The sequence below is a fragment of the Nocardioides bizhenqiangii genome, from assembly GCF_034661235.1.
In the GTDB taxonomy this organism is placed as follows: Bacteria; Actinomycetota; Actinomycetes; order Propionibacteriales; family Nocardioidaceae; genus Nocardioides; species Nocardioides bizhenqiangii.
The window spans coordinates 3469644-3489532 of the sequence record NZ_CP141059.1; the positions used below are offsets into that span (position 1 = coordinate 3469644).

Genomic DNA, 19889 nt, shown 5'->3' on the forward strand with positions numbered 1-19889 from the left:
CCCGAATCCATGCCACGACGAGTTGTCTACGGTGTGAGGACCGCCTGGGAAAGGACGGCCTTGCGAAATCTGAGTACGCGACTGGTCTCCGGCCTGTGTGCGCTCGCCTGTGGTGCCGCACTCGGTGCGGGGTGCTCGCCGGACGACGACCCTCGAGAAGGAGGCGCCGCGCCGTCCGGCGACGCCGCCGCCGGGCTCAAGCCCGCCCTTTCCGGGCTGGTGGTGACCGAGCCTCCCGCCCTGGTCACCGTCCCCTACGCGGAGTTCGGGACGATCACCACGACCTGGGCCGAGGTGGAGCCCGACCAGGGCAGCTTCGACTTCTCGGCGATCGACGAGGTCCTCACCGAGCACCCGGACATCAGGTTCCGCCTGCGGGTCCGGACCGGCCGCGACGCGCCGTACTGGCTGAAGCAGGCGACCGGCGGCTGCATCACGGTGCACCCGTCGACCGAGAACGGCGCGACCGGCTGCACCGCCAAGTTCTGGAACGAGTCGTTCCTGGACCACTACTCCGTCCTGATGGAGGAGGTGGCGCGCCGCTACGAAGAGGACCCGCAGGTCGTCGACGTCGCCAACAGCGCGTGCTCGACGGCGTACGCCGAACCCTTCATCCTCGGCGTCGACGAGCGTTCCCTGATGCTGTTGGAGGAGGCAGGCCTGACCGCCGAGAACCACGAGGAATGCATCTTCGGATCGACCGACGCGATGATGTCGTCCTTCACCCGGACCCGCGTCTCGCTGGCCGGCCACGGTGCCTGGGAGTTCACGGACGGCCGGTCCTGGGAGGCCGAGCGCGACCTCCTCAACGAGCTGCGAGCGACCTACCCTGGCCGACTGGTCCTCGAGGACCACGGCCTGGGCCCCGACGACGAGGTGTGTCCCGTCCCCGGCGAGTCCGCAGAGACGGCCGAGAGCTGGCACTGCTACCTGGCGGGCCTGCCGACGGCCGAGACTCCTCACGGCTGGCAGCTCACGCTCAACGACGGCTCGATGAGTGTCGCCGTGTGGGCGGGCGTCGACATGGGTGCCTGCTACCTCGAGTACGCCGCGTTCCAGCAGCTGTCCGAGGACGAGCGCCAGGAGGTGCACGAAGCACTCGTCGACAACTGTCCGGTGTCGAGCGATGACGGCTAAGGCGTACGGCGCCGACCGAGGAGGCTGAGCCCGGCGACGACGACGACCGCGACCAGGGCGCCGACGGCGGCACCGGCGGCCGCGCGCCGGACCTGGGTGTCCGAGCCGCCGGAGGTCAGGTCCGCCCCCTGCATGGTCAGGGGCAGGACGACCCGGTTCGCGGCCCGGGCTTCCTCCTGTGCGGCAACGCGTTCCTCGACCCGTTGGCGGTGTTGCCGGGCTGCCTCGCGCTCCACCTCGAGCCCCTCGCGCGCGGGCGAGTTCTCCGGCGTCGAGGCGAGGGCGACCTCGAGGGCTGCCTCGCGCTGGGTGGCGAACTGCAGCTGGGTCTCGAGCGCGTCATCGGCAACGGCGCCGGAGTTCTCGCCGGACATGAACGTTGCGGCGGAGGCGACCACGGCCCGGAGCACTTCCTCGGCGGCAGCCTCGTCACCGTCGTGCACGATGACGCCGACCCGGACGAAGCTGGTCTCACCCAGCGGCTGGACGGTCAGGTCCTGCCTCAGCTCGGACACGCTCATGTCGGCTTCTTCGGCAGGACCTTGGAGGACCGACGGCAGGGTGAGTGCCGCGTCGAGGTCCTCGACCAGGTCGACCCGGTCGTTCGCCACCGTCGCAACCGGCCGGATGTTGACGACTCCGTAGATCCGGTCGGTGGTGCTGCGGTCCGCGGCGGCGTAGGCCACTGCACCGCCGATCAACGCCGCGAGCACGACGACCCACCACAGCCGGACGACGGTGGCGCCGGCTCCTGGCGTCAACGGCTGAGCCTTCGGCATGCGTTCCCCTTGAACTAGCGATGACGCGAATGGCTGACGCGCGCCCGGTCGACCGACGATACTTCGGGAGTCGAAGTTCGCATTAGAGTACCGCCAGCCAGGCGGGTGGGGTTCGAGTCCGGGCGACAAGCATTGGGGGCGCGATGGCCAGCGAAGGCCACTTCGGTCGTGCGCCGGTCCGGGTGATCTACCTGACCGGCACCGGGCGGAGCGGATCGACCCTTCTCGGCAACGCCATCGGCAGCCTGCCCGGCGCACTGAGCGCGGGCGAGATCAGGTTCCTGCTGCGGCGCGGGATCGCCGAGCGCGGCACCTGCGCCTGCCTCGCGCCGGTGGTCGAGTGCCCCGTGTGGCAGCCGGCCCTGGAGAAGACGTTCGGGACCGTCCCGGACCGTGACGAGGCACTTCGCCTCGATGCCGCGCTGACCGACCTCGTCCGCCGGCGCCGGGTCCGCTGGTGGGCCAGTGGCGGCACGAGCCCCGAGGCCACGAAGCTGATCGACCTGCACGGTCGGTTGGTCGCCAACCTCGCCGAGGCGAGCGGCGCCACGACCATCGTCGACTCGTCCAAGATCGCGACCTTCGGGGCCCTGCTCGGACGCAGCCCGATGCTCGACGTCAAGCCCGTCCATCTGGTGCGTGATCCGCGGGCCGTGGCGTACTCCTGGCAGCGCGAGGTCGCCTCTCAGGCGGCTCCGGGGTACGCCGGCGAGATGGAGCGCTTCCACCCCGGCAAGGCTGCCGCGATGTGGCTCCATTCCACGATCAGCGTCGACATCGCCTTTAGGAAGCGAGGAGTCGACGTCATCGACGTGCGTTACGAGGACTTCGTCGCCGACCCGGCAGCGATCCTGGAACGGGTCGCCACCTTCGCCGGGTGCGCACCCGAGATCGGGTTCGTCCGCGACGGCACGCTCGACCTCCGCACGTCCCATGCCGCCGCGGGCAACCCCAACCGGCTGCGGTCGGGCCCGATCTCCCTCCGCGCCGACACCGCGTGGAGGTCCGAGCTCCCCACCCGCGACCGGCTGATGGTTTCCACGCTCACGACGTCCCACCGGCGGCGACATGGCTACTGACTCCGCCCGGCCCGTGCAGTCCGCGACCGTCCTCGGAACGGTCGTGGTGACGATCGCGCTCGTCGTCGCCGGGGCGGGGCTCGTGACCGGCCTCGGACACCTGCGTACCGCGGCGATCGGGGTCGCCGCCCTGGTCCTGGCGACCGCCGCTCTCGTCATCGCCCGACGCTCGTTCGCATGGCTCATCTCGGCCGCTCTCGTGCTCCGGCCGATCGCTGACCTCACCGCCAACGAGGGTGTCGGCATTCCGGAGATCCTCGGGGTGGGCATGTTGCTCATCTGCATCGGCTGGCTGCTGATCCACCGCGTGGAGCTGGTCCCGCGGCTGAAGGAGCCGCTCACCCTTCCCGTCCTCGGCCTGGTGGTCGTCGCTGCGCTCTCGGCGGTGAGCAGTCCGTTCCCGATGGAATCGATCCCGACCGCGACCGGGATCGCGGCGGGTGCCGCCGTCTACCTGGTCCTCGTCATCCTCCTCACGACCGGCCGGATGTCGGTCGTCCACCTGATCGGCACCCTCGCGGCGAGTGCCGTGGTCCCGGTGCTCTACCCGCTGCTGGGACTGGTCGGTGTGACGGTCTCCCACGAGAAGGACGGCATCGCCGCCCTCAAGTCCGTGTTCTTCCTCTCCAACAACTTCGGCCACTTCCTGGTCCCGATCCTGCTGGTCGCGGTCGCGATGGCCACCCACGCCAAGGGCCGCGCCCGCGTCGCCATGTGCGCCCTCGCGGTGATCCTGGGTGCCGAGCTCCTGATGACCGAGACCCGCGGCGCCTGGATCGCCGCGATCGTCGGGATCGTGATCGTCGGGGCCGTCCTCGACCGCAGGCTGCTCCTCGGCGCGATCGTCCTCCCCGTGCTGCTGGTCGCGTTCGTGCCGTCGGTGACGGAGCGAGTGACGTCGGTGGTTCCCGACCCGGCAGACACCCGTACCGAGAGCTCTCTGACCTGGCGCTTCGAGCACTGGACCGAGGTGCTGCCGATGGTCCGGGAGTCTCCGGTCACGGGGATCGGGCTCGACGAGACCCTGCGCCGCACCGGCAAGGACCCGCACAACGACTTCCTGCTCGTCCTCGTCGAGATGGGGCTGGTCGGCTTCGCCGTCTATCTCTGGTTCCTCGGTGCAGCCGTCGTCACCGGCTACCGCGCCACCAGACGGGTCATCGATCCAGCGCTCCCTGTCGAGCCTCTCGTCCATGGCGTCACCGTCGCCCTGTTCGGCTACTCCGTCGCGTTCATCGTCGCGTCGAGCGGCGAGAACCTGTTGGAGAACCTGACCACGCTCTGGGTGGTGTTGCCCGCCCTGGCCGCGGTGTCCTGGGTCGCCCACGCCCCGAGGCTCGCCCTCGTCCGCGCTCGACGTACTCCCGGCACGCTCCGCACCCGGCTGTCCGACCGCTGGACCGGGTCATGAGCGGCGGCCACCTGCTCGCACCGCGGCGTCGGCGCGCGTTGCATCGCTTGCGACGCGCGGGCTACCGGCTACGACCCGGTCCGCGGGAGCTGCCGCGCTACTTCATCGTCGGCGCCAAGCGCGCCGGTACCACCTCGCTGGACGAGTACATCAACGCTCACCCTCTGGTGCTGCGCGGCCTGGTCGAGAAGGGATGTCGCTACTACGACGTCAACTACTCCCGCGGCCCGGAGTGGTTCCGCCAGCAGCTGCTACCGGTGTCCACGGTCGACCGGCTCGAACGCAAGCTCGGACAGCGCCCGATCCTCGGCGAGTCGAGCCCCTACTACGCGTTCCACCCGGAGTCCGCGCAGCGGATCGCGGCCGACGTCCCGGACGCACGGCTGATCTTCGTGCTCCGGGATCCGGTCGAGCGCGCCTGGTCGCACTACCGCTACGAAGTGGTCCGCGGCTTCGAGACCCTCGACTTCGCGGCAGCCTTCGCCGCCGAGAGCGACCGGCTGGCCGAGCCCGATCCGCAGACCTGGGGCCACAACCACCGCCACTTCAGCTATGTCGCCAGGAGCCGGTACGCCGAGCAGCTGGTCCGGCTGCGGTCGTCCTTCGACCCGGAGCAGGTCCTCGTCATCGAGAGCGAGCAGCTGTTCGCCGACCCGCGGTCGACGATGGACGCCGTGTTCGCCCACCTGTCGCTCGACCCGGTGCCGATGGCCTCCTACGAGACCTTCAAGGGACAGACGGCGAGCGCCGTCCCGGCCGACGCGGCGGAGATGATCCGAGCGGCGGTCGCCGACGACGTCGCTCGGCTCGAGGGGCTCCTCGGGCACGCGCCCTCATGGGCTGACTGAGACCGCACGGCTGTAGCGCTGCGCCTCCGGCCAGTCCTCCAGGTGTGCCCGGTTCGCGGGGAGCTCGAGAGCGTCGAGGAGCTCGTCCCAGGTCGTGACCGCGTTACCGGGCCGGCACAGGCCCCGTGCCAGGAACGCGACGACCTCGCTCTCGGTGCGCTCGAGCGCCTCGCTCATCCGCGCCGTGTTGTGCCGGCAGTCGCCGTCCGGGTCGATGACGTAGTGGTCGACCGGGATGTGCGAGAGACCGGACCGGACGAGCAGGGCCAGGCGGTGACAGCCGTCCACCGGCACCCACCGGTCCTCCGCCAGCGACCGGCCGGCGATCTTCGTCCCGGCGGGGATCCGAGCAACCGTGATCGGGTGCTGGGTGTCGAAGCCGTTGGCCTCGAAGCTGGTGAAGAGGTGTGCGACACGGGACACCGCCTGCCGGAACAGGGTCACCTGCTCCTGCTCGGAGACGCCCGCGAGCCCGAGGCCTGGCACGACGATCTTGCGGAACCAGGTCCCGTACAGGCTCTGGCTCGCGAGCTCGAAGAACTCCTCGGAGTCGAGGATGTCGCGGTGCTCGGCGGCGAGGTCGAACACCGCCTTGCGCGCGAGGATGTCGGACCGGTGCGGGCTGATCAGCTGGTCGACGGGGATCGGCTCCGCGCCGGGCCGCAGCCGCCGTACCCGCCACCGGTTAACCCAACGACGGAGGACGGGCACCCGCACACTGAGCTCCCGCCGGGCGCGCACCAGCAGCGAGCGGGCTGCCTTGCGCTCGTCCTTCACCAGTCCGGACCTGAGGACCACCGCCGGGTAGACCAGGACCACGATCCCCGCCGCCAGGGCGAGGGTCACGAGCGCGTCCAGCGCCGTCGTCGCCGTCATCAGCCGGATCAGCACGAGGGCGAGCAAGGCGGCACCGGCGGAGACCAGGTGCGGCCGGCGCAGCGGCCATTCATGGGTGACCAGGTGTCGGACGACCGCGATCCGGACCAGACCTGAGAACAGGAGGGTGACCAGCCAGGCCACGGCCGCACCGGCGATGCCGTAGACCGGGATCAGCGCGAGGTTGAGCAGGATGTTCCCTACGAGTGCGCTGAGGTTGATCCGCATGTTCAGCCGGTTGTGACCGGTCTGGTTGAGGAGGACCGCGGACGGCGCGGCCAATGCCTCCACCAGGGCGCCCGCTCCCAGGATGAGGATCACGATCACGCCGTCGGAGAAGCCCGGGCCGAAGCAGGCGAGGACCGCGGCGGGTGCTCCGAAGACCACGGTGAGCGGGACGATCGTGAGCCGCCAGGTCCACCGGACGACGAAGCCGTAGTCGTCACTGACCTGCTCCAGCTCGCGCGTCTCCCAGTGGTGCGCGATCCGGGGGGCCATGGACGCGGTCAGCGGGGTGATCACGATCATGCACGCCATCACTGCCCGCGTGGCCACCTGGTAGACGCCCACCTCCGCGGCGGCGACCATGGCGCCCAGCAGCACCACGTCGACCCACAGGATTCCCTGGGTCGCCATCGACGCCACCCAGCTGACCCCGGCGAACCTCGCGAGGTTGCGCCACGGGTAGACGGGGCGGGCGTCGGGGAGGTCCCGGATCCGCCGCGACAGCACGACGGCTCCGCTGGTGCCGCCGATCACGCTGGCAGCGAGCAGACCGCCGGCGAGGCCCATCAACCCCCAGCCTGCGACGAGGGACACCGCGGCGAAGCCGAGCCGGCAGAGAGGCTCGAGGATCAGGCCGATCCGGGCGAACGCCCGCATCGACCGGAAGCCCTGGGTGGCCGCCAGGGTGACGTCCATGAGCACGGCGAACGGCAGGCTGACGGCGACGACACGCATCGGGCCCGTCATCGACGCGGCGCCGAAGACCTGCTCGGCGAGCACCGGCGCCAGGAGGGCGAGCCCGATCCCGGCCAGCACCGCCGCGCCGACCGGCACACCCACGCCGAGGCGCACTGCTCCGCGGAGGCTCGCGTAGTCGCCGCGAGCCCGGCTGGCGGCGACGAACTTGGTCATCGCGATCCGCATGCCGAGTCCGCAGACCAGCGCGAGGATGGCCCGCAGCGCGAACAGGATCGCGAAGGCACCGAGCAGCGCCTCTCCCGAGAGGCGCGCGATCAGCAACGCCACGAGGAAGGTCGCGGCGTTGCTGATCACGGCACCGGCGATGGTGCGCCGCCCATCGACGGCCAGGCTGCCGGTGCCCTGCTTCGTGCTCACCCCTGGTTCCGCCCTCCGGTCACGACGCGACGAACGGCTGCCACGCCGCGCTGCCGTCAAGGTTGCCAGCAGCGTCGCGAGCTCGTGCGTCGAACGCGTAGTTTCCGGCGGGAAGGTTGACGTTGATCGACCAGTTGGTCGACGTGGCGTTCGGACTGCTCAGTGAAGCCAGGCGGTAGGCGTACGTCGATCCCCACGTGCCGTCGGCCTGCAGCCACTGGTTGGTCGTGCGGTTGCGGACCCCGACCCTGACCTGGTTGACGCCGACGTTGTCGGTCGCCGTGCCGGTCGAGGTCACGGTGCCGGCCGGCACCGTGGAGTTCTTCGCCGGCGTGGTGATCGTCGCGTCCGGTGCGACCGTGTCGGGCCCGGGCGGTGGGGTGGCCGGGATGATCTCCAGAGCCACGGCGAGGAAGGCGCCGCCTCCGTTCTCGTAGTGCTCGACGACCACCTTGTGGTTGCCGGGTTCGAGCGTGGGCGAGGTGCCGGTCAGCCCGTTGAAGACACCATCGGTCCAGGTGTTGATGACCCGCTCGCCGTCGATCCAGACCCGGACTCCGTCGTCGGAGTTCGCCGTCACCTTGACCTGCGCCGTCTCGGCCAGGGTCAGGTTGCGCGTGTACCGGGCCGAGAACTGGTCGGACGGGATCTCGCTGTTCGGGGATCCGTTGCCCCAGGCCTCGTTGATCACGTCGTCGCAGCCGACCACCGCCGGAGCGCCGGACAGCGTCCGGTTGGCGAAGAAGCTGACGTTCCACGGCGACCCGCCGGTGCAGTTGGGCGGCGTCGGCGGAGCCGGCGGCATCGAGCCACCGCTGATCGGCGTCGCGATCAGGCTGGTCATCAGCGCCCAAGGAATGCCCGAGGTGAGACCGTCGCTGACCAGCGTCCGCGTGCCCCACTGGGGGAGGCCGTCGGGCGCGTAGAACCGGTAGAGCCGGTTGTCGCTCCACGCGGCGTACAGCCAGTCACCCACGAACTCCAGGGCCCGGGCACCGCTCCAGTCCTTGGACGAGGCAACGAACTCCTGTCCCCCGAGGATCCCGCTCTGCAGCGAGTGCCCGCGCCAGAAGAGGGTGGAGCTGTTCGTCCTGGTGTAGAGGACCCTGCCGTCCTTGAACGCCGCCGAGCGGGTCTCGGCGACACCCCAGGGCTGGTCGTAGGGCGTGAGGTTGTGGGTGGCGTCGACGTACCCGACCGACGTGGACAGGTTGGTCACCGAGCTGCCGACTGTCGTGCCGTTGAACGACCGGGAGTAGAACGCCTGCGCCGGCCCGTAGTAGTTCAATCGGCCGTGCTGGACGAACCCGTCCCGGGTGCCGCTCCAGTTGACGCCGTCCTGCAACGGACCGCTGACCGTCGTGACCGACCCGAAGTTCGCGCCGTCGAACGGCATCCGGTTCATGGAGTTGCCGCTGGTCGTGTAGAAGAAGTTGACCGGCAACGGGACGTTCTGGGGGACCGGGTTGGCGGTGCCACCGGCCACCGGAAGCATCGCCAGCCGCTCCCGCAGCTGTCCGTTCCACCTGATGGTGTCGTAGCCGGCCATCAGGTAGTCGTCGGTGGCGTGGAACGCCTCGATGCCGCGTCCTCGCGGGTCACGGCTCGGGTTCCACGACAGCGGGACGCCCGAGTACGGGTCGAGCGCATGGATGCCGTATCGCACCACCGCACCGGGGCCGTCGTTGTCGCCTCCGGGCGACGGGTTGGGGTTGTTGGCCCACCGCTGGTGGCCGCCGACGTAGATCGCGGACTCGGTGACCTCGACGGCCCAGTGGGTGTCGCCACCGGAGTGGGCGACCCAGGTCGGCTCCAGGCCACCGCCGGTCTTCGTCGGGGGCAGCTCCCACCGCGCCGTGGTGTCGCACAGGGTGTTGTTGCCGAAGAAGGCGCCGGTCGTGTTGACCACGAACCACTTGCTGTCCGGCGAGATGTCGATGCCGCGGATCCAGGTGTCGTTGTAGACCGAGGCGCACTGGCGCTCGTACATGTCGGTCGACCACGGCGCGACCTTCGGGCTGGCGCCGGAGAGATCGATGACCGCGACCTGGTAGCGGGTCAACCCGCCCACCTTCTTGAAGTTTCCGCCGATGACGAGCCAGTTGCCGTCGGGAGACGCATCGAGGTCGAGGACGTAGGGCGCGTACGCGTCGCGCGACTCGCTGATCGGGAGGTTGAAGGAGTTGTCGTACGCCCCGGTGTCGGGGTCGATCGCCGCCAGTCCGCGAACGGTCTGGTTGTTGACCTTGCCGAACTCACCGCCGAGGATCAGTCGGTCGCCCACGAGTGCGAAGTCCTTGACCGTCGTCCCGGCGCTCGCGGTGAAGCTGGTGTCCAGCGTGCCGTTGAGGTGCAGCTTCGCGATCCGCTGAGCCGGCTGCCCGTCGATGGTCGTGAATGCGCCGGCGACCAGGATCCCCTGGCCGTCCTCGGTGTAGGTGACCGCCTCGACGTTGCCGTTGAACACCGGGTTGAAGGACTGGTCGATCAACCCGGTGTCGGAGCTGAACTTGAACAGCTTCCCCTGCGCCAGGTTAGGAGACCCACTTGCGTTGTTGCGGATCGTGGTGAACGTCCCGCCCACCAGCACGTCGGGTCCCTTGTTGTCGATGTCGTAGATCCGACCGTCCAGGACGCGCGGGTGCTTCGCCTCCGGTGTCGGTGACACCACGACGTCCTGGTCGGCCGGTGCGGGCGAGCCCGACCCCATCACCAGACCGGACGCCACGGCGATTGCTGCCACGAAGGAGGCGACCGACCGGCGGCCTCGAGATCTCAGAACACTCATGCTGCGCTTTCCTTACTGATCATTGAGTAGCCACGGGGTGCGGTCGCTCGGTGGACCCCGAGCGCGGGGGTAGGGGCGGACACGGGGTCCCCGGCGTAGACGGCCTCGAGCCGCTCGACGCAGGCGTTCCAGTCGAAGTTCCGGGCCACGTAGGGCGCGTCGAAGGACGCCGCGCGGCGCTCGGCCGCCGGGTCCTTCTCGACCCACTGCAGGGCCTCGACGAGGTCGTGGAGGTCGCCGTCGCGGAACAGGCGGGCGCCGGTGCGACTGCGTCCGACGACCTCCTGGTGCGGTGCGATGTCGCTGGCGATCACCGGCGTGCCGCTGCCCATGGCTTCCAGCAGTGTGAGCGGGAGACCCTCGAGCGCGGACGGCTGGACGAAGGTCCGGGCGTTGGTGAAGAGCTCGTCGAGCTCGGCGCCGTAGACGTAGCCGGGCATGATCACGCGGTCGTCCCTGCCCGCCAGGCGGCGCAGCTCGTCGACGTAGCTGTCGGTGTAGCTCGAGCCGCCGACGATCACGAGACGGGCGTCGGTGTCGAGCTCGGCGAACGCCTTGATCAGCAGGTCGGGGCGCTTCTCGGGGACCAGGCGCCCGACGAACAGCGCGTACTCGCCGTCGTGGAGGCCGTACTTGGACCGGATGATGTCGGCCGGCCGGTGGACCCGGGGCGTCACCCCGTTGACGATCGTGGCGCACGAGCGGTCGTACCGCGCACGGTAGTGGTCGGCCAGCGCACCCGACACCGTGACTGTCTGGTGCGGGACACGCGCGCTCATCCAGGTCGCCAGGTTGAGGATCGTCTGGGCGGCCTTTCCCCACTTGGCGCGTTCGCCGTCGAGGCCGTGGATGGTCTGTACGACGCGGGCGCGACCGAGGTAGCGCGGCAGCGGGGCGATCAGGCCCGGGCCGACGGCGTGGTAGTGGACGACGTCGTAGCCGCCCGTCATCGCGGCGACGGACGACATGGCCGAGTGCGCGATGGCCTCCAGGCTCTTCGTCGGGAGGGTGGGCACCCGGACCACCCGCATGCCGAGGTGCTCCTGGACGCGGGAGGCGCCGAGGTACTTGCTCTGCGAGTAGACGGTGACCTCGTGGCCGCGGGCCACCAGCCGACTGCCGATCTCTTCGACGTGGTGCTCGATCCCGCCGAAGCTGGCCGGGACACCCCTGGTTCCCAGCATTGCGATCTTAAGTCCCATGGTGGAGGACTCCTCCCGTGAGGTTCGCTGCCGTGGCGTACGCCTGGTCGAGGCGCTCCAGGTGGCGATCGATGGCGAAGCGGTCGATGGCGCCGCGGTGTGCCGCGGCCCCCATCTCGTGAGCGCGCACCGGGTCGGTGGCCAGCTCGGTCAGTGCAAAGGCGAGGGCGACCGGGTCGTCGTGCTGGACGAGCAGCCCGGACACCCCGTTGGTGATGAGCTCGGGGAACCCGCCGAGGTGCGTGGCGACCACCGGACGTGCGGCGCCGAACGCCTCGAGCACGACCATCGGCTGGTTCTCGTACCAACGCGACGGGGCGACGACCACGGCGGCCTCTCGCATGCGCTGGTGCAGCTCGTCGGACGGCAGCCGACCCGCGAAGGTGACCCGGTCGGAGACACCGGCCCGCTCGGCCCGCATCCGGAGCTCGGCGACGTCCGGTCCGTCACCCGCGATGGTGACTGGGATGCCCTCGGGCAGCAGGGCGGCCGCGTCGATCAGGGTGTCGACCCCCTTCTCGGAGGAGAGCCGGCCGGCGAAGAGCACGCCCCTCCCCGGCGCCGTCGCCGGCTCGATCCGCGACAGGTCGCTGAAGTGCGGGATGTGGGTGAGGCGATCGGGGAAGACCTTGGCCTCCCGCATCTTTCGCAGCATGAAGTCGCTGGGGCAGATGAACACGTCGACCGGCTTGTAGGCGCCCAGGACGGTGTGGGCGGTCAGCTCGATCGCTGCGAGAGCGCTCGCGCCGCGCGAACCGTTGCAGGCCTTCAGCGCCGCGTGACGGAACTTCCGCGGGACGCAGGCCTCGCAGATCTTCCCGTTGTCGAGGAACTGGTAGGTCGGGCACGCGAGCTTGTAGTCGTGCAGCGTCATCACGGTCGGGATGCCGCGGCGGGCCACTGGCCGCAGGATCGACGGCGACAGCTGGTGATAGATGTTGTGCAGGTGCACGACGTCGGGGCGGACCCGATCGAGGATGGCGTCCATGCCGATCCGTGCGCTGCGGCGGTAGACGATGTCGACGGACGTTGCGATCCGGGCAGCGACACCGCTCGGCGGCGGATTCAGCTCCATCCGCGGCGGGAACAGGTCGGCGTTGGGGTCGGCCTGGTTGTCAGGGTGCTCCATCGCGAAGAAGGAGACCTCGTCGCCCCGGCCACGCTGGAGCTCGGCGAGGTCGAGCATGTAGCCCTCGGCACCGCCACGGCGGTAGAGGAACTTGTTGACGTGCAGGATGCGCATCAGCAGGCGCCTTCGGCAGTCACGACGGCCTTGGCGGTGCGCACGAGGATGGCGAGGTCGCCGCGCACGGTCCAGTTGTCGGCGTAGTAGGTGTCGAAGGCCCTCGCTTCGCTCCAGCCCAGGTTCGACCGGCCGCTGACCTGCCACAGGCCGGTCATGCCGGGTCGCACGGTGAACCGCCGCAGCGCCTCTTCGTCCATCACCGCCACCTCGTCCGGAAGTGCGGGACGGGGGCCGACCAGCGACATCTCACCGCGCAGCACGTTGACCAGCTGCGGCAGCTCGTCCAGCGACGAACGACGGAGCAGGGCACCGAGCCGGGTGATCCGCGGGTCCCGCCGGATCTTGAAGAGGACGCCGCCGTCGCTCTCGTTGGCGGCCAGCAGGCTCCCCTTGAGGTCCTCGGCGCCGTCGACCATCGTGCGCAGCTTGAGGACCTCGAAGTGCCGACCGTCCTTGCCGACCCGCACCTGGCGGAAGACGGCCGGGCCGGCGGAGTCGAGCCGGACCGCGAGCATGAGCAGCAGCAGGAGCGGGCTCAGCCAGACGAGCAGGAGCGCCGCGAGCACGGCGTCGAGCGTCGCCTTGACGACTCGGCTCCCCCGTTTGGCCCGCGTCGCACTCGTGGTCGTGACCGCCCGGTCGGCGGCGACAACGCCCCCGCGCACGACCTCGGTGCCGACCAGGTCAGTAGTAGTAGTTATCGGGCATGCAGCAATTGCATGATCGAGCGTCCCCCACGCCACAGCCGAATACCTTTCCCCATGGCCTGGGTTCCCCAACTCAGACCGGTGACGGGTCGTTGAATTTGGAGCCGACCCGAAAGGCCCTCGTCCCGAGTGCGCGGAGTCGACGCACGAAGGCCTTTGGAGGATTCAAACAGAAGGTTGGACCGCTTGTGACATCCGAAATTCGCAGATCTGATCACCTTTCCCGACGGAATTAGCAGATCTGGTTACGAAAGGCGTCGCGGCGGGTGTGAATGCCGTCGAACGGGAGATCAGCCGCTGCCGGCAGTGGCCCACAGCCCGGTCGTCGACGACCAGGGGATGTCGGAGGTGGCCCCGTTGTCCACGACTGCGCGGGTGTCCCACCTCGGCAGCCCGTCGGGTGCGGCGAACCGGTAGAGCTTGTTGTCGCTCCACGCGGCGTAGAGCCAGTTGCCGATGAGCTCCAGCGAACGGGCGCCGCTCCAGTCGCGGGACGATGCGATCGACTCGAAGCCGCCGAGGATGCCGCTCTCCAGCGAGTAGCCACGGTAGTAGAGCTTCGGGTCGCCGGTCTTGGTGTAGAGCACCCGGCCTCCGTCGAACGCGGCGGTACGGGTGGTGTCCACGCCGTAGGGCTGGTCGTACGGCGTCAGGTTGGCGTCTTCGTCGACGTACCCGACCGACGTCGACAGGTTCCGCACCGACGCACCGACGGTGCTGGTGGTGAACGACCGCCAGTAGAACGCCTGGTCGGCGCCGAAGTAGTGCAGCCGGCCGTCCTGCACGAAGCCGTCGCGAGTGCCGCTCCAGTTCACGCCGCCGCTGACGGTGGAGATGGGGCCGAAGCTCGAGCCGTCGAACGCCATCCGGTTCAGATCGGTACCGCTGGTCGTGTAGAAGAAGTTGACCGGCAGCGGGACGTTCTGGGGGGCCGGGTTCGGCGTCCCGCCGGCCACGGGCAGCATCGCCAGTCGCTGCCGGATCTGACCGGCGAAGAAGTTCGTATCGCTGCCGACCATCAGGTAGTCGTCCGTGGCGTTGAACGCCTCGACGCCGCGACCCCGGTCACGGCCCGGGTTCCACGACAACGGCACACCGGAGTAGGGGTCGAGCGCTGCGATCCCCGGCCGCGACACGGAGCCGGACCCGTCGTTGTCGCCCCCGGGCGAAGGGTGGGGGTTGTTCGACCACCGCATGTGGCCGCCCACGTAGACGGCCGACTCGGTGATCTCGACGGCCCAGTAGGTGTCACCGCCGGAGTGGTTGACCCAGGTCGGCTGCCGGTTGGTGCCCGCCCCGGCGGGCGGCAGCTCCCACCGCGCGGAGGAGTCGCACATCCGGTCGGGGCCCAGGTGGGCGCCCGTCGTGTTGACCACGAAGAATTTGTTGTCCGGGGAGACGTCGATCCCGCGGATGTAGGTGTCGTTGTAGGACTTCGCGCAGTCGCCGCGATAGCGGCCGGTCGACCACGGCGCGACCCGCGGCCTGTCGCCGGTCAGGTTGATCACGGCGACCTGGTGCCGCTCGGCGGAGCCCACCCGCTGGAAGTTGCCGCCGATCACCAGCCAGCGCCCGTCGGCGGAGACGTCCAGCTCCTGGACGTACGGCGCGAACTGGTCCCGTGAGCCCGTCACCCCGAGGTGGAAAGACCTGTCCAGCGCACCTGTGCCGGGTCTCACCGCCGCCATCCGCCCCACGTCGCGGCCGTTGATCTTGTTGAACTCGCCGCCCAGGATCAGCCGGCCGCCGACCAGCGCGAAGTCCTTGACCCGACGCGAGGCGCCGGCCTTGAAGCCGGTGTGGAGCGCGCCGTTGAGGCGGAGCTTCGCGATCCGCAACGCCTTCTTGCCGTTGACCCTGGTGAAGTCGCCCGCGATCAGGATGGCGCTGCGATCGGCGGTGTACGTCACCGCCTCGACGTCGCCGTTGATCCTCGGACGGAAGGACTCGTCTATCAGGCCGGTGTCCGAGTCGAATCGGAACAGCCGCGGCTGTTGCACCTCGGGGGACTCGAACTCGCCGTTGCGGATCGTGGCGAACGTGCCGGCGACCAACACCTTGGGGCCGGCGTTCGCGATGTCGTAGACGCGACCGTCCAGGATCCGCGGGTGCTTGGGAGCCGGGGTCGGCGACACCACCACGTCCTGGTCCGCGGGCGCAGGTCCGTCCGCCGCCGCCACCAGCCCCAATGCGAGGACCAGTGCCACGACGGGACGAAGCAGCCCCCCGCGCACCGCCTGAGCATATGTGGCTCGGGGCACCCCCACCAAAGATTCGCAGGATCAGGCGTACAGCTCGGTGAACGCGCGCGAACCGGACAGCACGTCCTCGATCGCGGCGAGATCCGCCGGCGCGAGGTCCCGACGGAACGCGTCGGTGCGGGCGGCCTGGATCGAGTACCGGTTGAAGCCGGTCTCGAAGTCGGGCGTCCACTCGAGCCCGAGATGCGTGAGCAGCGAGGAGAGGCTGGTGCGGGGGTCCGCGACGATGTCCTCGTAGCGGACCGTCAGCCACCGGTCCGCCGGGACCTCCGAGCGCGCCCGGTCCGAGGCGTCCGTCAGCATCTGCCACGCCAGCGCGGCCAGGACGGGGAACGAGCGGCCGTGGCCCTCCCACGCGGCCTGTTGCTCGGGCGCCAACGGCCCGAAGTGCCACTCGCCCGGGCCTCGGTGACCGTGCCACCACGGCATCTGCAGCCACGAGTTCGCGACTGCGCGGGGATCACGGACGATCTCGATCACCGCACACCCCGGGAAGCACGCCTGCAGGAATCCCGTGCGCGGCCACCCGGTGAACTTGTGGAGGAAGACCTCCGACCGCAGCCGCGCCGTACGACGGCCCACGAACGCCTGCATCCGTCCGGTCAGCCACGGGGTCGCGTCGGCGGCCAGCAGGTCGCGCACCGGGTCGACCAGCGCCGGGCTGACCTCGCGCGCGAGCACCCGATAGGCCTCCGACGGCGCGAACCGGAAGCGTCCCTTGGTGGTGACGGCCGCGGGCAGCCGACGCCACGCCTGGTTCTGGATCCGGGAGCTGGTGCGGATGCCCTTGTCGTCGAGGTTGGTGACGAACCCATTGTCGGGGTGCCGCGCCAGGATCTCGTGGACGAGGGTCGATCCGCAGCGGCCGGTCCCGATGACGAACGCGATCCGAGGCGGCCCGTGCCCGGGCGAGTCACTCACCACCGATGGCCGCCGGTACGCCGATGTCACCGATCAGCCAGCTGCCCTGGGGCACCCCGGCCTGGTCGGAGTTGACCAACGTGACCAACTCCGCGTCGCGCGGGACCGCGATCAGGATCCGCCCCTCGGCGCACTCGCCGGGCGCCAGCTCGGTCAGCCGCGGGTACTGGCCCGTCGGCAGGTCCCGGTCGTAGTCGAGGTCCGCGGGGTACCAGCCACCGTCGGCACCGGTGGCGGCCCACTGGTACCAGCCGATCTCGGTGCCCGATCCCCCCGCCGAGACGCAGGTGCGCACGGTCGCCGCCACCCACTCGAAGTTCGCGCCCGCCGGCAGCCATTCCTCTGCGCCCTCTCCCCGGAAGATCGCCTTCACGGTCGTCGACGCCGCCCCTTCGAAGGTCTCGCCGATCGCCAGCGCGCTCTCCAGCTCGGCGGCGTCCGACGTCTCGGTGGCCGTCGGGCCGGCACCGGAGTCCTCGGGGTCCAGGACCTCCCCGGCATCACAGCCGGTGAGCAGTGCGGAGGCCAGGGCAGCGCAGACCAGCAGACACGAGGTCCATCTCATGCAGTCGGTCTCCCTAGTGACCCGGACGAGTACGCGCGGCGCACGATACCCGGTCGGTCAGGTCGCGGTACGGCTGTCGTTGTCCTTGTTGCGCAGGCCGATCTTGTTGCCGAGCCACACCAGCGGGTCGTACCTCGTGTCCGCGACCCGCTCCTTCATGGGGATGATCGCGTTGTCGGTGATCTTGATGCCCTCCGGGCACACCTCGGTGCAGCACTTGGTGATGTTGCAGAGGCCGATGCCGGCGGCGTCCCGCACGGTGTCGCGCCGGTCGCGCACGTCGAGCGGGTGCATGTCCAGCTCTGCGTAGCGGAGGAAGAACCGCGGCCCCGCGAACGCCGGCTTGTTGTCGTCGTGGTCACGGACGACGTGGCAGGTGTCCTGGCACAGGAAGCACTCGATGCACTTGCGGAACTCCTGCCCGCGCTCGACGTCCACCTGCATCATCCGGCGCTTGCCGTCGGCGTCGCGCGGGCCGAGCTCGATGCCCGGCAGCTCGCGCGCCTTCTCGTAGTTGTAGGAGACGTCGGTGACCAGGTCGCGGATCACGGGGAACGCCCGCATCGGCGTGACCGTGATCGTCTCGCCCGGGTCGAAGTCGGAGAGCCGGGTCATGCACAACAGTCGTGGCTTGCCGTTGATCTCGGCGCTGCACGAGCCGCACTTGCCGGCCTTGCAGTTCCACCGGATCGCGAGGTCGCCCGCCTGGGTCGCCTGGAGCCGGTGCAACGCGTCGAGGACGACCTCGCCCTCCGACACCTCGACCGAGTAGTCGCCGAGCGCACCACCATCCGCATCGCCCCGCCAGACCCGCATCTTCAGCTCGTAGCCAGTACTCATGCTGCGCTCATTTCGGGGCTCACTCCTCGAAGAATTTCTTCAGCTCGGCGGGCATCCCCGGGATGGCCTGCTCGGTCAGGTCGACCCCGGTGCCCTCGGTGTTGAGTCGCAGCACGAGGTTCTTGCCGCCCCACTCGGGATCGGGGCCGGGGAAGTCGTCGCGGGTGTGGCCGCCGCGCGACTCCTGGCGCGCGAGCGCGGCCTTGGCGACGCACTCCCCCACCAGCAGCATGTTGCGCAGGTCGATCGCGAGGTGCCAGCCCGGGTTGTACTGCCGGTTGCCCTCGACGTGCATCTGCGTGGCCCGCTCCTTGAGCCGCTCGACCTCCTGCAGCGCCTGCTCCAGCTCGGAGCCCTCGCGGATGATGCCGACCAGGTCGTTCATCGCCTGCTGCAGGTCCTGCTGGATCGTGTACGGGTTCTCGCGTCCTTCGACCTCGAACGGAGCGACCGCGCTGGCCTGCGCTGCCGCGACGTCGTCGTCCGAGATCGGCGGCCGCTCGGCCAGTCCCGCGGCGTACGACGCCGCCGCGTCGCCCGCGCGGCGACCGAACACGATCAGGTCGGACAGCGAGTTGCCACCCAGCCGGTTGGACCCGTGCATGCCGCCGGAGCACTCGCCGACGGCGTAGAGGCCGGGCACGACCGACAGCTCTGTCTCCGGATCGACCTCGATGCCTCCCATCGCGTAGTGGCAGGTCGGGCCGATCTCCATCGGCTCGGCGGTGATGTCGACGTCCGCGAGCTCCTTGAACTGGTGGTACATCGACGGCAGCCGCTTCCGGATGAACTCCGGGGTACGGCGGGACGCGATGTCGAGGAACACGCCTCCGTGCGGTGATCCCCTGCCCGCCTTGATCTCGGCGTTGATCGCCCGGGCCACCTCGTCCCGGGGCAGGAGCTCGGGAGGGCGGCGGTTGTTCTTCTTGTCGTCGTACCACCGGTCGGCCTCCTCGATCGAGTCGGCCGTCTCCTTCCTGAAGAACTCAGGGATGTGGTCGAACATGAAACGGTTGCCCTCTGAGTTCTTCAGGATGCCGCCGTCGCCGCGCACCGACTCGGTGACGAGCAGACCCTTGACCGACGGGGGCCACACCATGCCGGTCGGGTGGAACTGGACGAACTCCATGTTGATGAGCGTGGCCCCGGCGCGGAGCGCCAGGGCGTGGCCGTCACCGGTGTACTCCCACGAGTTGGAGGTGACCTTCCACGCCTTGCCGAACCCGCCGGTGGCGAGCACGACCGCCGGCGCCTCGAACACGATGAACCGGCCGGACTCGCGCCAGTAGGCGAACGCACCCGCGATCGCGTTTGCCCCATCATCGGACTCTGCCTTGAGGAGGTCGGTGACCGTGCACTCCATGAAGACGTCGATGCCCAGCGCGACCAGCCGCTGCTGGAGGGTCCGGATCATCTCCAGGCCGGTGCGGTCGCCGATGTGGGCGAGCCGGGCGTAGCGGTGGCCGCCGAAGTCGCGCTGGCTGATCAGCCCGTCCGCCGTACGGTCGAAGAGCGCGCCCCAGTCCTCGAGCTCCATCACCCGCTCGGGCGCCTCCTGGGCGTGGAGCTGGGCCATCCGCCAGTTGTTGAGCATCTTCCCGCCGCGCATGGTGTCGCGGAAGTGCACCTGCCAGTTGTCCTCGGGGTAGAGGTTGCCCATCGCTGCGGCGGCGCCACCCTCCGCCATCACCGTGTGGGCCTTGCCGAGGAGTGACTTGCAGACGACCGCCACCCGGGCGCCGGCGTCGTGGGCCGCGATCGCGGCCCGCAGCCCCGAGCCGCCGGCGCCGATCACGATCACGTCGTACTGGTGCCGTTCGATGCCGCCCCGGGCGTCGCCGGACATCTCGTTGCCGGTCATCGGGTGGCGCGTCCCTCCGGTCGCAGG

At 69.8% G+C, this 19889-nt stretch carries 15 protein-coding genes; 4 read left to right on the forward strand and 11 right to left on the reverse strand.

The genetic code is table 11. From position 1 onward, the window contains the following. The first annotated feature begins 60 nt into the window (after positions 1-60). On the forward strand, positions 61-1137 hold the full coding sequence (locus SHK19_RS16875; protein ID WP_322936930.1) for a beta-galactosidase: 1077 nt from the start codon (positions 61-63) through the stop codon (positions 1135-1137). On the opposite strand, the gene SHK19_RS16880 is transcribed toward SHK19_RS16875, so the two are convergent. Next, positions 1134-1916: a hypothetical protein gene (locus SHK19_RS16880; protein ID WP_322456409.1), complete on the reverse strand. Its 783-nt coding sequence runs from the start codon at positions 1914-1916 to the stop codon at positions 1134-1136. The two genes, SHK19_RS16875 and SHK19_RS16880, sit on opposite strands and share 4 nt — an antisense overlap. A 143-nt stretch (positions 1917-2059) precedes the next feature. Between SHK19_RS16880 and SHK19_RS16885 the strand changes: the two genes are divergently transcribed. From SHK19_RS16885 to SHK19_RS16895, 3 genes are read left to right on the forward strand one after another with little or no spacing between them, the layout of a single operon-like run. Next, the gene (locus SHK19_RS16885) at positions 2060-2995 is read left to right on the forward strand and encodes a sulfotransferase (protein WP_322936931.1); all 936 of its coding nucleotides are present in this window, start codon (positions 2060-2062) and stop codon (positions 2993-2995) included. Continuing rightward, positions 2985-4406: an O-antigen ligase family protein gene (locus SHK19_RS16890; RefSeq protein WP_322456407.1), complete on the forward strand. Its 1422-nt coding sequence runs from the start codon at positions 2985-2987 to the stop codon at positions 4404-4406. Before SHK19_RS16885 ends, SHK19_RS16890 begins: the two co-directional genes overlap by 11 nt. Continuing rightward, on the forward strand, positions 4403-5254 hold the full coding sequence (locus SHK19_RS16895) for a sulfotransferase family protein (RefSeq protein WP_322456406.1): 852 nt from the start codon (positions 4403-4405) through the stop codon (positions 5252-5254). Before SHK19_RS16890 ends, SHK19_RS16895 begins: the two co-directional genes overlap by 4 nt. Here SHK19_RS16895 and SHK19_RS16900 read toward each other — a convergent pair. The 10 genes from SHK19_RS16900 to SHK19_RS16945 form a co-directional block, all read right to left on the reverse strand. Continuing rightward, entirely contained in the window at positions 5240-7471 is a 2232-nt protein-coding gene (locus SHK19_RS16900) for an oligosaccharide flippase family protein (protein WP_322936932.1), read from the reverse strand. The two genes, SHK19_RS16895 and SHK19_RS16900, sit on opposite strands and share 15 nt — an antisense overlap. Before the next feature lie 19 nt (positions 7472-7490). Further along, entirely contained in the window at positions 7491-10259 is a 2769-nt protein-coding gene (locus SHK19_RS16905; protein ID WP_322936933.1) for a PA14 domain-containing protein, read from the reverse strand. Further along, positions 10256-11443 carry a glycosyltransferase family 4 protein gene (locus SHK19_RS16910; protein WP_322936934.1) on the reverse strand — a complete coding sequence of 396 codons (1188 nt, stop codon included), beginning with the start codon at positions 11441-11443 and terminating at the stop codon, positions 10256-10258. The genes SHK19_RS16905 and SHK19_RS16910 overlap by 4 nt, the downstream gene beginning before the upstream one ends. Positions 11444-11450: 7 nt before the next feature. After that, positions 11451-12704, reverse strand: a complete 1254-nt coding sequence (locus SHK19_RS16915; protein WP_322936935.1) for a glycosyltransferase family 4 protein — start codon at positions 12702-12704, stop codon at positions 11451-11453. Beyond that, positions 12704-13450, reverse strand: a complete 747-nt coding sequence (locus tag SHK19_RS16920) for a sugar transferase (RefSeq protein ID WP_322936936.1) — start codon at positions 13448-13450, stop codon at positions 12704-12706. Before SHK19_RS16920 ends, SHK19_RS16915 begins: the two co-directional genes overlap by 1 nt. A 254-nt stretch (positions 13451-13704) precedes the next feature. Further along, on the reverse strand, positions 13705-15648 hold the full coding sequence (locus SHK19_RS16925) for a hypothetical protein (protein WP_322936937.1): 1944 nt from the start codon (positions 15646-15648) through the stop codon (positions 13705-13707). Between the two features lie 48 nt (positions 15649-15696). Continuing rightward, positions 15697-16596, reverse strand: a complete 900-nt coding sequence (locus tag SHK19_RS16930; RefSeq protein WP_322936938.1) for a sulfotransferase family protein — start codon at positions 16594-16596, stop codon at positions 15697-15699. Continuing rightward, positions 16589-17161, reverse strand: coding sequence for a hypothetical protein (locus tag SHK19_RS16935; protein ID WP_322936939.1), 573 nt, complete (start codon positions 17159-17161; stop codon positions 16589-16591). The genes SHK19_RS16930 and SHK19_RS16935 overlap by 8 nt, the downstream gene beginning before the upstream one ends. Positions 17162-17218: 57 nt before the next feature. Next, positions 17219-18001 carry a succinate dehydrogenase/fumarate reductase iron-sulfur subunit gene (locus SHK19_RS16940; protein WP_322936940.1) on the reverse strand — a complete coding sequence of 261 codons (783 nt, stop codon included), beginning with the start codon at positions 17999-18001 and terminating at the stop codon, positions 17219-17221. A 19-nt stretch (positions 18002-18020) separates the two neighbouring features. Next, positions 18021-19862 carry a fumarate reductase/succinate dehydrogenase flavoprotein subunit gene (locus SHK19_RS16945; RefSeq protein WP_322936941.1) on the reverse strand — a complete coding sequence of 614 codons (1842 nt, stop codon included), beginning with the start codon at positions 19860-19862 and terminating at the stop codon, positions 18021-18023. Between the last annotated feature and the right edge of the window lie 27 nt (positions 19863-19889).